The organism is Sphingomonas sp. Leaf357 (genome assembly GCF_001423845.1).
Classification (GTDB): Bacteria; Pseudomonadota; Alphaproteobacteria; order Sphingomonadales; family Sphingomonadaceae; genus Sphingomonas.
The window spans coordinates 473,354-486,864 of record NZ_LMPM01000001.1; the positions used below are offsets into that span (position 1 = coordinate 473,354).

Sequence of the window (13,511 nt, forward strand, 5' to 3'; positions counted from 1 at the left end):
AATGTCGTCGGGCGAGATCGAGGTGGTGCGCAACGCGCGGTCGCGGCGGGCCAAGCTGTCGGTCGATCCGGCGAGCGGGCGCGTTCGCCTGACCCTCCCGCCGCGCGCGCCGCTGAAGGCTGCGTTGCACTGGGCGCAGGAGCAGCAGGCCTGGATCGACCGGCAGCGCGCGCGCCTGCCCCGGGCGCGGCCCTTCGCGCCGGGCGCCGCCGTGCCGTTCGATGACGTCATGCTGTCGATCGTGTGGGACGGGGCCGCACCGCGCCGGATCGTGCGCGACGGGGAGGAATTGCGCTGCGGCGGGCCGAGCGAGGGCCTGGCGCGGCGGATCGAGACCTGGCTAAAGCGCGAGGCGTTGCGTGTGCTGAGCGCGGAGACGGCGGAGTTCGCCGCGAAAGCGGACGTCACCGTTGCGCAGGTCTCGATCGGCGATCCCAAGGGGCGTTGGGGCAGTTGCAGTGCGTCTGGGGTGATCCGCTACAGCTGGCGGCTGATCCTCGCCCCCGCCTTCGTGCGCCGATCGACCGTCGCGCACGAGATCGCGCACCGCGTGCACATGAATCACGGCCCGGATTTCCATGCGCTGGCCGATGCGCTGACCGAGGGTCATCCGGAAGACTCGCGCGCCTGGCTTCGGGCCAATGGCGCGGCGCTTCACTGGTTCGGGCGCGACTCCTGAGCACGGTCCGACGGCCGCTCCGGCGGCGGTGCGGCGGCCGGTGTGCGCGACGTGGGAGCGGGGCGCGGCGGGGCGTTGCGATCGAGCACGCGATCGATCCATTGCTGGTCGAGCTTTTCCGAAGGCGGCGCAGTCGTGGTGGTGGTCGTCGTCGTGCCGGCGGCGGGCGGAGCGACGGGGTTGCCGTCGGCATCGACCTGCGGGTCGCCCTGCCCAGGTTGCGCGCCCGGATCGACCGGATTGCCGTCGGCATCGACGAACAGGCCGTTGTCGGCCTGGCCGAAATAGCTCTCCTCGTCCGGCTCGAGTTGCCATTCCGGCAGCGTCACCTTGGTGTCGAATTCCTCGATCGGGCGGTTGGCGACGGCGGGCCTCATGAACGCGGCGAACGCCCGGGCCGGCGCGGTGCCGCCCTGCAGGCCGGGCACGACGCGCGCGTCGTCACGGCCCATCCACACGCCGGTGGTGAGGCCCGAGGAGAAACCGACGAACCAGCCGTCCTTGTTCGACGTGGTCGTACCGGTCTTGCCCGCGACCGGACGGCCGATCTGCGCGGCCTTGCCGGTGCCGGTGTTGACCGCGGTCTGCAACAGGTCGGTCATCTGCGCCGCCACGTACGGGGCGACCAGCACATGGCTGCGATCGACCTGCTGCTGATAGATCGTCTCGCCCTGCGCCGTCACCTTCGTGATGCCGTAGGGCGTCACTGCCACGCCCTTGTTGGCGACGCTGGCGAAGGCGCGGGTCATGTCGATTAGGCGCACGTCGCTGGTGCCCAGCACCATGGCCGGATGCGTGTCGATCGGCGTCGAGATGCCGAAACGCTGCGCCATCGCGGCGACGGTGCCGAAGCCGACCTCCTGCCCTAGCTTGGCCGCGACGGTGTTGACCGAATAGGCGAAGGCGGTGCGCAGCGTCATCGCGCCGCGATTGGCGCCGGAGGAATTGCGCGGGCTCCAGCCGTTGATCGTCACGGGTTCGTCGACCACATTGTCCTCGGCCTTGTGACCCGCCTCCAGCGCGGCGAGATACACGAACAATTTCCACGCCGATCCGGGTTGGCGGACGGCTTGGGTGGCACGGTTGTAGATCGAGCTGACATAATCCGTGCCGCCGACCATCGCGCGCACCGCGCCGTCGCGATCGATAGATACCAGAGCGCCCTGCGCGCCCTTCGGCGCGTTGGCCTGGACCGCGGCATCGGCGGCGCGCTGCATGTTCAGGTCGAGCGTCGTCCACACCTCGAGCGGCCGGCTGGTCTCGTCGATCAGCACTTCCAGTTGCGGCAACGCCCAGTCGGTGAAGTAGCGGACGCTGTTCTGCTTCGGCTCGGGGGCGAGCGTCACGCTCTTGGGATCGGCGGCGGCGGCCTGTGCGGGCGTGATGCTGCCGGTCTCCTGCATCAGCTTGATGACCACGCCGGCGCGGCCGATCGCGGCCTCGGCATCGGCGGTGGGCGAATAACGCGACGGCGCCTTCACCAGCCCGGCGATCACCGCGGCCTCGTTGAGCGACAGCGATTCGGCGCCATGGCCGAAGAATTTGCGCGACGCGGCGTCGATGCCGTACGCGCCACCGCCAAAATACACCTTGTTGAGGTACAATTCGAGGATCTGATCCTTGCTGAACTTGCGTTCCATCGCCAGCGCCAGGATCGCCTCGCGCGCCTTGCGGCTGACATCGTATTTGTTCGACAGGAAGATCGTGCGCGCCACCTGCTGCGTGATCGTCGACGCACCCTGCAGGCGCCGCCCGGTGCCGCGATACTGGAACGCCAGCTTGGCGGATCGGGCGAGCCCGATCGGATCGACGCCGAGATGCGAGCGGAACCGACGATCCTCGACCGAGACCATCGCATCGCGCATCACCGCCGGGATCCGGTCGTAGGGCAGCCATTCGCCGTAACTCGGGCCAAGCGAGACGATCACCGTGCCGTCGGCGGCATGAACGCGGATCATCTGGCCGTTGGGCGAGGATTTCAGTTCGTCGAAACTCGGCAACTGCGCGCGCGCGACATAGATCGCGACGACCACGCCGATCAGCGCGAGCACGCCAAGCCCGATCAGCACCTGGATCGTGCGCACGAAACGGCGACGCCAGGGCGAGCGGGTCTTGAGACTGGATTTGGGGGAGGGTGCGCGGGCCATATGAAGCGCCGATACGGATAGGCGTTATACGTGAGGTGAACAAGCGCCCGGACAGAGATGATTTTTTGACGTCACCGGGGCGGCGCGACGTGCCCGATCCGGGTGGCGCGGGCGATGGTGTCGACCAGCATCGGACTGGTCCGTGCCAGCGGCAGGAGCGCGCGCGCGATGCCCGGGCGTTCGGCGGCGGCGCGAATCCACCCGGCAAGCCCGATCGGCCGCGCCAGATCGCGCGCCAGCCGCCGCTGGAACATCGTCGCGGCGGCGGGGCCACCGCTGCCATAGGCATCGGCGGCGCGGATGCCGCTGGCGATGGCGATGCCCATCCCCTCTCCGGCGAGCGAGGGGATCACCCCGGCCTGATCGCCCAAACGGAACAGCCCGGCCTCGCCCGCCTGCACGCGCCAGCCATAGGGAACGTTGGCGACGGCATCGATCGCGCCGCCACTGCGATAAGCGAGGCGTTCGGCGAGGCGCGGGCTTTCCACGCCGAGCGCCGTCAGCAGCGTCTCCGGATCGCCCGCCTCGGTCAGGCGCGATCGGTGAACCGCCATGCAGAGGTTGGCGGTGCCGTCTTCCTGCAGCACGATCCCAGCATAGCCGCGGTCGAACAGATGCAGCTCGATCGCTTCTCCGATCAGGCGGTCGAGTGCCGGCGCTGGGCCGAGCCGGACGCGCAGGCCCAGCGTCGGATCCGCCCCGCGTGCCGCCTCGGGTCGGGCGAGGCCGCGCACGTCGTGCTTGCCACTGGCGAGGAACAGCGCATCCGCCTCCAGGATCGTCCCGTCCTGAAGTCGCGCCGCGCGACTCGTCGTCTCCTTGACCGTTACGCCGCGTTCGATCGCCGCCCCGGCCTTGGCCGCCCGGGCGAGCATCAGCGTGTCGAGATGGCGGCGCGACACGCCGTGCGCCGGGTGGGGCAGACGCGCTTCCGCCACGCGGTCGCCTGTGAAGAGGCGGACGCTGGAGACGCGCGCCGGGCCGAGCGCTTCGGGTTCGATCCCCAGGCTGGCGAGCGATTCGAGCGTGCGCCAGCTGAGGAACCCGCCGCAGATCGCATCGCCCGTCTCGCGGCTGCGCTCGATCAGCAGATGTGGCGTGCCCGCGCCGGCAAGGCGGATCGCCGCGCTCGCCCCCGCCGGGCCGCCGCCCAGGATCAGAGCAGGTGTTCGACGCATAACCGGAACGGGAAGACGCGGGTGATCCGGGCACGGGAAATCCCGGCCTCGGCGAGGATCGGTGGCCATTCGTCCGGGCGATAGGAGCGCGCGATCGACAGTTGCCCGTCATGCCGCACGATCGGGTGCCAGCCGAACAGACGCGCAAGGATCGGAAAGCCGCGATATGCGAAGCCGTGGCGGTGCAGATCGTTGATCAGCCAGCCCTTCGCCGAGTGCCCCGCCATGAAGCGCAGGAACGCGACCAGTTGATCCTGCGTCATGTGATGCGCGACCAGACTGCTGACCACGAAATCGAACGGACCCGCCTGATCGGCATAATCGCCGGTGACCCAGCGGATCGGCAGGCCCGGCGGGGTATGCGCACGCGCGGCACGCTCGCTTCGCGGATTGAGATCGACGCCGACCAGATCGGCCTCCAGCCCGCGTTTATGTGCCCAGCGCGCGATGCGGCGCAGCATGTCGCCATCGCCGAACCCGACGTCGAGCAGGCTGAACCGTGTCATCCCCTCAGTGCCGCGCGCGAGAAAATCGAGCGTCGGCCGGCCCGCCATCGTCACGACGTTGACCCGCGCCAGATCGCCGACCACGGCGGCATAGGTCTCCGCCGCAAGATCGTCGGCGTCCATCAGCTCCTCGGCGATGGCGCGCCGCGCGAGGGTCACGACAAGCTCCGAAAGGCGAAACCCTCGGCGGCGAGGCCGGGCCCGAACGCGAGTGCCACGCCGTCGCGAACCGGCGGTCCGTCCAGCAGCCGGGCGAGCGCGAACATCAACGTCGCGGACGACATATTGCCATTCTCCGCCAGCACCGCACGCGAGGCCGCCAGCGCCTCGGGCGGCAGGTGCAGGCTGTTTTCCACTGCGTCGAGGATCGATCGGCCGCCGGCATGCACCGCCCAGCCGTCGATCTCGGTCGGCATGCGCCCGCCCGTGGCGGCCCGCGCGAAGTCCGGATCGGCCAGCCCGGCGGCGATCCGGCCCGGCACCTCGCCCGACAGGTGCATCGCGAAGCCGCGATCGGTGATGTCCCAGCGGATCAGCGCATCCGAGTCCGGCAAGGTCGTCGCGAACGGCTGGCCGAGCGCGAAGCCGGCCGGATCCGCCGTCACCAGCGCCGCCGCGGCCCCGTCGCCGAACTGCAACATCGCGAGCAGCGGTTCGATCGCGGGATTGTCCTGCAGATGCAGCGTCGAGAGTTCGACGCATACGACCAGCACGCGCGCATCGGGTTCCGACCGCACGATATGTCGCGCGCTGCGCAAGGCGGCGACGGCGGCATAGCAGCCCATGAAGCCGATCAGCAGCCGTTCGACCGAAGGTGCCAGGCCGATGCGCTTCGCCACGATCTGGTCCACGCCCGGCGCGACGAAGCCGGTGCAGCTGGCGACGACCAGATGCGTGATCTCGCCCAACGGCTGGCGGGCGCGCAGCGCATCGATGGCGGCCACGGCAAGATCCGGCGCCGCCGTGGCATAAATCCGCATCCGCTCGGCCGTGCCCGGCAGGATGGCATCCGCATAGAAACCGCCCCGATCGACCGGCGATCCACCATCCTCGCCGATCGGCAGGATCGACCAGCGATGGCCGATTCCCGCGCGTGCCGCCATCCGGTCGAACAGCTTCGCCTCGCGTGGATCGCCGAGCCGCGCCCGTGCCCAGCCGATAAAGGCGTGGTGGATGTCGTGTTCCGGCACGGCGGTGCCGATCGCGTTGAGATAGGATTCAGACCGTGACGTTAGGGGCAAGAAGCGGCTTTCAGGCGCGCGAGGGTTCGGCCCTTGCGTCGTTCCCTACAACGCTACTCCTTTGCTCTCGATCCGCCAGCGCGAATATGGTCCGCAGCCACCGGGATCTATAGCGCCAGATCGGCGGCGATATTGCCGATCGTCGGGATCGGCGTGCCCGCGTGCATCACCGAGCCGCCCCGCACCCATTGTCCTGATATCGCCGAACGTGCACATCATCGCTTGATGCAATTTGGCACATTCGGGGATCGGACGCCTTGGCCATGACACGCGATCAGCGAGAGCAGCCTGTTCGGCCGGTGAAGACGCCGACGGTCCTGACGGACCTGCTCGACGGCTATGACTGGTCGCGCGACATGGTCGGCGAATCCGGCGACGCCGTGTATCGGCTGCGGAAGACTGGGGTCGCGCCGGATCTGTTTCTCAAGCGCGCGCCCGCCATATCCGTTCGGGACGTCGCGGGCGAGATGGTACGGTTGCAGTGGCTGCGCGATCATATCGCCGTTCCGGCCGTTCGGGCCTTTTTCGCCACGCCGGACGAGGCATGGCTGCTGATCACCGCCTTGCCGGGCAAGACCGCCTATCAATGGCTGGAATCCTGTCCCGATCAGCGACCCGCGATCGTCGACCGGCTCGCTCGCCTGTTGCGATGCCTTCATGCGATCCCGGTCGCAAGCTGCCCGTTCAACAGCGATCACCAGCTGCGGCTCGGCGAAGCGCGTTGGCGCATCGATCGCGGATTGGTGGATGTCGACGATTTCGATGTGGAACGTGCCGGCTGGTCGGCGGAAGCGGTGTGGGTTGCCATGACGGAGGTGTTGCCGATGGCGCCGGATCCGGTGGTGACCCATGGCGACTTCTCGCTGGACAACATCCTGCTGGCGGATGGCGCGGAAGCGGGGTGCATCGATGTCGGCAGGGCAGGCGTGGCCGACCGGTATCAGGACCTCGCCATCCTATGGCACGGCCTCGCCGAATTCGGTACGGCTCTGCAGCGGCGGCTGTTCGACAGCTACGGCATCGCCGAACCCGACGAGCGAAAGATCCGGTTTCATCTGATGCTGGACGAACTCTTTTGAGGCCGGCCTAAGCCTCGTCGCCGTCAGTGCCGATCGGCGTCGACCCTGTCGTATTCGTCCGAAATATCCTTGGGGACGTCGCTATAGCTGTCCCAAGGCAGGTCCTTGCGCAGCGTCAGCGACCACCGTTCGAGCCATTCTATCCCGTCCTTCCCGGCATAGGGATCTCGCGTGCGATAGGCGGGGTCGGTCATGGCCCGGGCGAGCGACACGGGCTGCAGCCTCTCGCGCTTGAGCAAGGCTGCGATGTCGTCGATGCAATCGGCGTTGAGTCGTGTCGCGTGAAGCAGCATGACATAGGCGATATCCCGCCCGAACAGGGCGTGTGCCGCGGCGCGATACCAGCGAACGGTCCTGGCGCTGTGCAGGAGATACTCGCGCCGGATGCGCTGGCGACGGGGTTCGTCGTGGCGCGCGATGGCATCGTCATACGGTTCGGCGAATTCCCAATCGTCGCCGTCGATCGTGACCGGCGCGATCCGGTAGCCGTGCGTTCGCAGCCAGCCGTCGATCTCGCGCTTCACGGCGAGCGGCGTGCCCGTCTCCAGATAGGGGTGACGAAACCATGCGAGGCGGCGGTGGCGCGCCGCCAGCAAATCCCGCGTGACCGGCTCCCCCTTGATGATGTCCGCGATATAGCCCGCCGCGCCGAGCGTGTTGGGGGATTCGTGCGAGAACGTATGGTTGCCGAGATCCATCGACGCATCGAGCCATTGCCGAAGAATCTCAATCTGCTGCGCGCGGTCGAGTTCGTCGAGCTTCGATTCGTTCACGAACCCCGTGGCGGGTATCCGGTGCCGTTTCAGCCCGCGAAGGATCATCCTGTTCAAATAGGTGACATAGGGCTGGTCGTGCAGAATGGTCAGCGCCGGAAGATCGTCGAAGGTGACGGCGATCTCCGCTCGATCGTTCCGGGCGTCGGCAAGGTAGGGAAAGGCGACGGCTGCAAGGACGACGGCTGCGAGGACGACGGCGGCACGGCACAGCGCGGCTAGGTTCGACGTCACGGCATCCCCTCGATCTATATTGCGGTCGGTCTGCTCCGTTTCATCCGCGACCGACGCTGTCCACCCCTGGCGAGCGCTCCGGACCGGGGAGATGCCGGACCGATGGCGTTTGATGTGCCTCCGGCGCCGCATGACGATCGCATGAAATCGGTGTCATCTTCCCCGCAAGACAGGAGCAGTTCAGGCTTTCGCGCGTAGGCAGATGGCGAAGGAAAGCCGGTATGCGTGCATTTTCCCTGATCATCCCGTTGCTCGCCACGATCGCCCCCGGTGCGCGTGCGGCGGCGCGAAACGATACGGCCTGGAGCAACCGCCTGACCTGGGGCGTGTCGGCGGAGCCGGCGGACGGCGCACAGCCCGGCACGGCGCGCTGGCTGGACGCGCAACTCGGGCATCCGGACGACACGCTGCCGCCCGAGATCGCCGCGCAGGTTGCGGCCATGCGCATCACCCGCCAGTCGATGGCGGCGCTGGTGGTCGATGCGGACGCGGCCAGCCGCTATGCCAACAAACTCGCCGATCCGGCCCAGCGGGATGCCGCGCGCAAGACCTATCAGCAGGACATGAACGGGCTGGCGACCGAAGCGGCGACGCGGTCGCTGCTGCGTGACATCTACGCGCCGGACCAGCTTCGCGAACAGCTGACATGGTTCTGGTTCAACCACTTCAACGTTCAGGCGCAGAAGCGCGATATCCGGCCGATGATCGCCGATTACGAGGATACGCTCCGGGCGCATGCGCTGGGCACCTTCCGCGACCTGCTCGAGGCGACGCTGAGGCATCCGGCGATGCTGCGCTATCTCGACAACGACCAGAATGCGGCGAACCACGTCAACGAAAACTATGCGCGCGAGATCATGGAGCTGCATTCCATGGGGGTGGGGTCCGATTATACGCAGAAGGACGTGCAGGAGCTGGCGCGCATCCTGACCGGCGTGGGCGTGGATCTGAACACCGCCGATCCCAAACTCAGCGCGGAGCGACGGCCGCTCTACGTCCGCGCCGGGCTGTTCGAATTCAATCCCAACCGCCACGATTTCGGCGACAAGCAGTTTCTCGGTCATACGATCAAGGGCCGGGGATTTGGCGAGGTCGAGGACGCGCTCGACCTGATCGCCAATGCCCCGGCGACGGCGCGCCACGTGTCCCGGCAGCTCGCGACCTATTTCATGGGCGACGATCCGCCCGCTGCGGTGATCGATCGCATGACCAGAACCTGGGCGCGGAGCCACGGCACCATCTCCGCGGTCCTGCGCACGATGATCCAGGCACCGAAATTCCGGCGGTCGCTCGGGACCGCGTTCAAGGATCCGGTGCAGTATACGGTGTCCGCCGTGCGGCTGATGTATGGCGACCGAACGATCGTGAATGCCCGGCCGATCATCGGCTGGCTGAACCGCATGGGCGAGGGCCTTTATGCGCACGAGACGCCCGACGGCTACCCGATCGCCGCCGCGGCCTGGACCGGGCCGGGCCAGATGTCGGTGCGCTTCGAGATCGCGCGGCAGATCGGCGGAGGTGCCGCCGCGCTGTTCAGGCCGCCCGCGCCGACGGTATCGGCTCCGGTGCTGGCCGAGATGCCACCGGCCGGATCGACCACGCCGCCACCGCTCCCCAGACTACAGGCGGCGGCCTATTACGGCGCGATCGCCCCGACCTTGGGCGAATCGACCCGAACCGCCCTCACCCAGGCCAATTCGCCGCAGGAATGGAACGCCCTGTTCCTGTCCTCGCCCGAATTCATGCGCCGCTGACGCGAACGGAGAACGGACATGTTGCTCGACCGCCGTGAACTTCTGGCCGGTGCCGTCGCGCTGGCCCCGCTCGTCGTCGCCGGCCGCGCGTTCGCCGCGCCGCAAGCCGGTAGCCGGACGCTCGTCATATTCCTGCGCGGCGCTTACGATGCGGCCAACGTCATCGCGCCGACGGGAAGCGATTTCTACCACACTTCCCGCCCGACGATCGCGCTCGGCAAGCCCGATCCGGCGGATCCCAATGCCCCGCTCGCGCTGGATGCCGACTGGAGCCTGCATCCCGCGCTCAGAGATACGATCTATCCGCTGTGGCAGAAGAAGCAGATCGCTTTCATCCCCTTCGTCGGGACGGACGATATGAGCCGCAGCCATTTCGAGACGCAGGATACGATCGAGCTGGGCCAGCCGATCGGTGGCCATCGCGATTACAATTCGGGCTTCATGGCACGGCTCGCCGCGACGCTGGGGCAGGACAAGCCGATCGCGTTCACCGATCAACTGCCTTTGTGCTTTCGGGGTGGCCCGGTCATTCCCAATGTCGCGCTCAATGCGGTGGGATCGAAGCCCGCCGTTCCGGCGAGGGACGCCGCGCTGATCGCGGCGATGTACAAGGGGCAGCGCAGCGGTGCGAACGACCTTGGCAGTTCGGTCGCCGAGGGGTTCCAGGTTCGCGACACCGTGTTCAGAACGGTCGATGAGGAAATGCGGCAGGCGAGCCGCGGCGCGGTCAGCCCCAAGGGGTTCGAGCTGTCGGCGCGGCGGATCGGACGCCTGATGCGCGATCAGTTCAATCTCGCCTTCGTCGATGTCGGCGGCTGGGACACGCACGTGAATCAGGGCGGGGCGCAAGGCTATCTCGCGACCCATGTCGGCGAACTGGGGCGCGGGCTGGCCGGTTTCGCCGACGAGATCGGGGCCCAAGCCTGGCTGACCACGACGGTGATCGTCGTGTCCGAATTCGGCCGTACCTTTCACGAGAACGGTAACAAGGGCACGGATCACGGTCACGGCAGCATCTATTGGGTATTGGGCGGCGGCGTGAACGGAGGCCGCCTGGCGGGGCCGCAGGTCGCGCTATCGCAAACGACCCTCAACCAGGGTCGCGACCTGCCGGTGCTGACCGATTACCGAGCGATGATCGGGGGGCTCGTCGCCCGGCAGTACGGGCTCGGAGCAGACCGCCTGGCCACGGTTTTTCCGGCCACCCCGCCGGTGGATCTGCACCTCCTCTGAATCTCGGCCTGCGGTAGAAGCAGACGAGCACCCGGAAGCGCGGTAGTCCTGCCGCGGCTAGACGTCCGTCTTCAATCCCTCGCGTCGCGCAGGGCTTCGAGTTCGGCCAATCGCACCGGATCGTCGGCCGCCAGCGTTTCCTCAAGATAGAAGCTGTACGGTATATCGCGCACCAGTTCTTGCGCCTCGCCGCTATACTCCAACGCAACCACCGGAAAAGCGTCTACCAGTTCACGAAGGAACGTCTTGTCCAGCGCATCAAGCTGGCTTCCGATATATTCCATAATTTCGACGGCATCGTCGGCATCGAGTTTTTCGTCATCGGCAAGATCCAGAAAAACGACGAAACTGGCAATGATACGTGCGATCTGCGTTGCTATCATGGCTTGACTACCTTGACCTTGATGTTGGTGATATTCTTCTTCTTGAGAAGTTTGAGAGCCTTGGTCTTCTGGACGGGTGTAGGAACCTCCCAAAGCCCGATGGAGCGGTGCTGCGCCAGCACTTCCGACTGACGGACCGCTTGGGCGCGCCCCCGCGCCGCGTCCCGCACTCCCCACTTGCGATCGATCATGTAATCGCCCTGCACGCCGTCGAACTTGACCGGCCGCTTCGAGCCGTCGGGCATCGTGCGAGTCAATGTCGGCGCTTGGCCTGGCCGTGCTCCGGGGGCCGAGTCATTGTAAGCTTTCCAGGGCTTGTCGCTCTTCAGATTCTCTTTCACCCAGCCGATCTGCGGCGGATCGTAGGTGACGCGAGGCCGCATTGTGCGGAGGCGGTTCAGCTGGGAAAACCTGGCCACGGCCGCCCCTGGCGCAGCGGTCAACACAACGTTCCCGGCGACGGATCCTACGGCGCGACCGATATCGCGGGCCGAGGCGTTGGCGACCGCATCCGCCGCGCGCGCAACCTGGCGACGGGCCGGTATATCCTCCACCGCTATGGCACCGTCGATCATGCCTGCGGCACTGCGAACGATATTGTAGCCGGTGGTGGCCGGGTGGGTGGTGACCGCGGAGTATATTCCCGCCGCCGTTCCCTTCGCGGCACCGTACAGTCGCTCGCCAACGCCACCGACGAATTCAGTGACCGGATTTGCCCGTTGGTTGGGGCTAGTCGTCGGAACAGGCTTGCGCGGTGCGTCGACTGAGCCACGATCGACCGCCCTGGAAGCACCTCCTGCTGACGGCCCTGCGCGCGGCGCCGGCATCTTGGGTGCTGCCGCGATCCGCGCGGGCTTGCGAGAGTCGATGCCCGGCACTCCGACAGAACGGCCCGCCGACTGACCGCCTGCGCGGTTGGCCGCACTGGCGCCGCCTGCGCCATAATGGCGTCCGGTTCCCGCGAAGGTGAATTTGCCGTCATCCGGATCGTGCCAGGGATTGTATTTGAATTCGAGGCCGTCGGGATCGGGCGTTGACGGCCGTCTGCCGGTTCGCAGCCAACGTGAAAACGCGCTTTTTCGCCTGTTGCCGGAAGTCTCGATCATGCCGCCCCACCTGTCGCTGCGGTGGGAACGTTTCAGGAACATTTTCCAACAAGTCAAGCGCGCGCGACGGCCCCCGTCCTGTTGAGGGCCTCGAATATACCAAAGATTCTATGGGAGAGTGGTGCGGCCGAGAAGACTCGAACTTCCACGGGCTTTCGCCCACAACGACCTCAACGTTGCGCGTCTACCAGTTCCGCCACGGCCGCACGTAACACTCGCCGGGCAGACCCGGCAGCTGGTAGGCGAGCGCCCCTAGCAAGCGCTTCGCCCATTGGCAAGCGCGGGTTGGGGCGGTTCAGCGCGTCGCGCCCGAGAAACTCAGCACCAGTTTTTCGGAATTGACCGGCACGTCCAGCTTGGCGCTGTTGAAATCGACAGATCCGCGCGGCGGCAGCGCGGTCACTTCGGGCCGGATCGTCCAGCTGTAGACCAGCCGCCCCTGCGCATCGCGCAGCTCGGCGCGGATGTCCGGCACGCTCTGATGCGTGTCGGTCGGGTTGGTCACCTTGCCGCTCACCGCGAACATCTCGCTGCCGTTGCTCAGCTCGCGCCGCTCGATCGGATTGTCGATCAGCCGCAGCGGCGTTTCCTGTGGCGCGATCGGCAGGCCGAGCCGCTGGATGAAGCTGCTGTCCCCGGCGTAGATCAGAGCGATCAATCCGACGAGCATCGCGAAACCGGCGGCGAACGCGATCACCGTCCATTGCTTCGCCCGATTGCGGCGCGGGCGGAACGGTGCGCGGTGGGCGAAGGCGTCATATTCCGGTTGAGCGTCGTCGGGATATACGTCGCGGACCGGCGGCGGGGTGGATGGCGGCGTGTCGCGCGCGGCCGTTGGCGGTTCGACGTCCGGTTCCGGCGCTTGTTGAGATGCGGCCACCGGCGCCGGCGGTACGGCCGAAGGAGCCTCGGCACGCTCGACCAGATCGGGCTCGTCCGCCGGCGCCGGGGCCTGGAACCAGCTGTGCCGGCAATTGGCGCAGCGCACGGTGCGGCCCTCGGCCCCGATCGCATTATCGGGGACGATATAGCGGGTCCGGCATTCTGTGCATTCGAGGATCATGAAAGGACTTCGCGGCTATGCACCCACGATCATGAGTGTTTCAAAACTAAACACGCGATGACGCCAACTGGCAAGTGCGCACGATATCCTGCCGCCGGCCGGCATGCTGCCCGGCTTGCCGCGTGGGCGTGGAAC

At 67.1% G+C, this 13,511-nt stretch carries 12 protein-coding genes and 1 tRNA gene; 4 read left to right on the forward strand and 9 right to left on the reverse strand.

The features are described 5' to 3' along the window. Position 1 precedes the first annotated feature (1 nt). A complete protein-coding gene (locus ASG11_RS02245) occupies positions 2 to 679 on the forward strand; it encodes a M48 family metallopeptidase (RefSeq protein ID WP_055774608.1) in 678 nt (225 codons plus the stop codon). On the opposite strand, the gene ASG11_RS02250 is transcribed toward ASG11_RS02245, so the two are convergent. The 4 genes from ASG11_RS02250 to ASG11_RS02265 form a co-directional block, all read right to left on the reverse strand. Then, on the reverse strand, positions 655 to 2,826 hold the full coding sequence (locus ASG11_RS02250) for a transglycosylase domain-containing protein (RefSeq protein ID WP_055774611.1): 2,172 nt from the start codon (positions 2,824 to 2,826) through the stop codon (positions 655 to 657). The genes ASG11_RS02245 and ASG11_RS02250 overlap by 25 nt on opposite strands. A 71-nt stretch (positions 2,827 to 2,897) precedes the next feature. After that, complete coding sequence (locus tag ASG11_RS02255) at positions 2,898 to 4,004, reverse strand: NAD(P)/FAD-dependent oxidoreductase (protein WP_055774616.1); 1,107 nt, start codon at positions 4,002 to 4,004, stop codon at positions 2,898 to 2,900. Beyond that, complete coding sequence (locus ASG11_RS02260; RefSeq protein ID WP_055774619.1) at positions 3,983 to 4,669, reverse strand: methyltransferase domain-containing protein; 687 nt, start codon at positions 4,667 to 4,669, stop codon at positions 3,983 to 3,985. The genes ASG11_RS02255 and ASG11_RS02260 overlap by 22 nt, the downstream gene beginning before the upstream one ends. After that, complete coding sequence (locus ASG11_RS02265; RefSeq protein ID WP_055774622.1) at positions 4,666 to 5,751, reverse strand: type III polyketide synthase; 1,086 nt, start codon at positions 5,749 to 5,751, stop codon at positions 4,666 to 4,668. The genes ASG11_RS02260 and ASG11_RS02265 overlap by 4 nt, the downstream gene beginning before the upstream one ends. A 263-nt stretch (positions 5,752 to 6,014) precedes the next feature. Here ASG11_RS02265 and ASG11_RS02270 point away from each other — a divergent pair, with 263 nt between their 5' ends. Further along, a complete protein-coding gene (locus ASG11_RS02270; RefSeq protein ID WP_055774624.1) occupies positions 6,015 to 6,830 on the forward strand; it encodes an APH(3')-I family aminoglycoside O-phosphotransferase in 816 nt (271 codons plus the stop codon). A gap of 23 nt (positions 6,831 to 6,853) precedes the next feature. Here the strand turns inward: ASG11_RS02270 and ASG11_RS02275 are convergent, their stop codons facing one another. Further along, the gene (locus tag ASG11_RS02275) at positions 6,854 to 7,837 is read right to left on the reverse strand and encodes a polysaccharide deacetylase family protein (protein WP_236697354.1); all 984 of its coding nucleotides are present in this window, start codon (positions 7,835 to 7,837) and stop codon (positions 6,854 to 6,856) included. Positions 7,838 to 8,058: 221 nt separating this feature from the next. Between ASG11_RS02275 and ASG11_RS02280 the strand changes: the two genes are divergently transcribed. After that, positions 8,059 to 9,591, forward strand: coding sequence for a DUF1800 domain-containing protein (locus ASG11_RS02280; RefSeq protein ID WP_055774627.1), 1,533 nt, complete (start codon positions 8,059 to 8,061; stop codon positions 9,589 to 9,591). Positions 9,592 to 9,609: 18 nt separating this feature from the next. Then, positions 9,610 to 10,824: a DUF1501 domain-containing protein gene (locus ASG11_RS02285; protein WP_055774630.1), complete on the forward strand. Its 1,215-nt coding sequence runs from the start codon at positions 9,610 to 9,612 to the stop codon at positions 10,822 to 10,824. A gap of 71 nt (positions 10,825 to 10,895) precedes the next feature. Here ASG11_RS02285 and ASG11_RS02290 read toward each other — a convergent pair whose 3' ends face one another. The 4 genes from ASG11_RS02290 to ASG11_RS02305 form a co-directional block, all read right to left on the reverse strand. Beyond that, positions 10,896 to 11,207: a hypothetical protein gene (locus ASG11_RS02290; protein WP_055774633.1), complete on the reverse strand. Its 312-nt coding sequence runs from the start codon at positions 11,205 to 11,207 to the stop codon at positions 10,896 to 10,898. Beyond that, entirely contained in the window at positions 11,204 to 12,313 is a 1,110-nt protein-coding gene (locus ASG11_RS18550; protein WP_156363616.1) for a hypothetical protein, read from the reverse strand. Before ASG11_RS18550 ends, ASG11_RS02290 begins: the two co-directional genes overlap by 4 nt. Positions 12,314 to 12,432: 119 nt before the next feature. After that, positions 12,433 to 12,519, reverse strand: a tRNA-Leu gene (locus ASG11_RS02300). Positions 12,520 to 12,608: 89 nt separating this feature from the next. Continuing rightward, on the reverse strand, positions 12,609 to 13,376 hold the full coding sequence (locus ASG11_RS02305; RefSeq protein WP_055774640.1) for an MJ0042-type zinc finger domain-containing protein: 768 nt from the start codon (positions 13,374 to 13,376) through the stop codon (positions 12,609 to 12,611). Between the last annotated feature and the right edge of the window lie 135 nt (positions 13,377 to 13,511).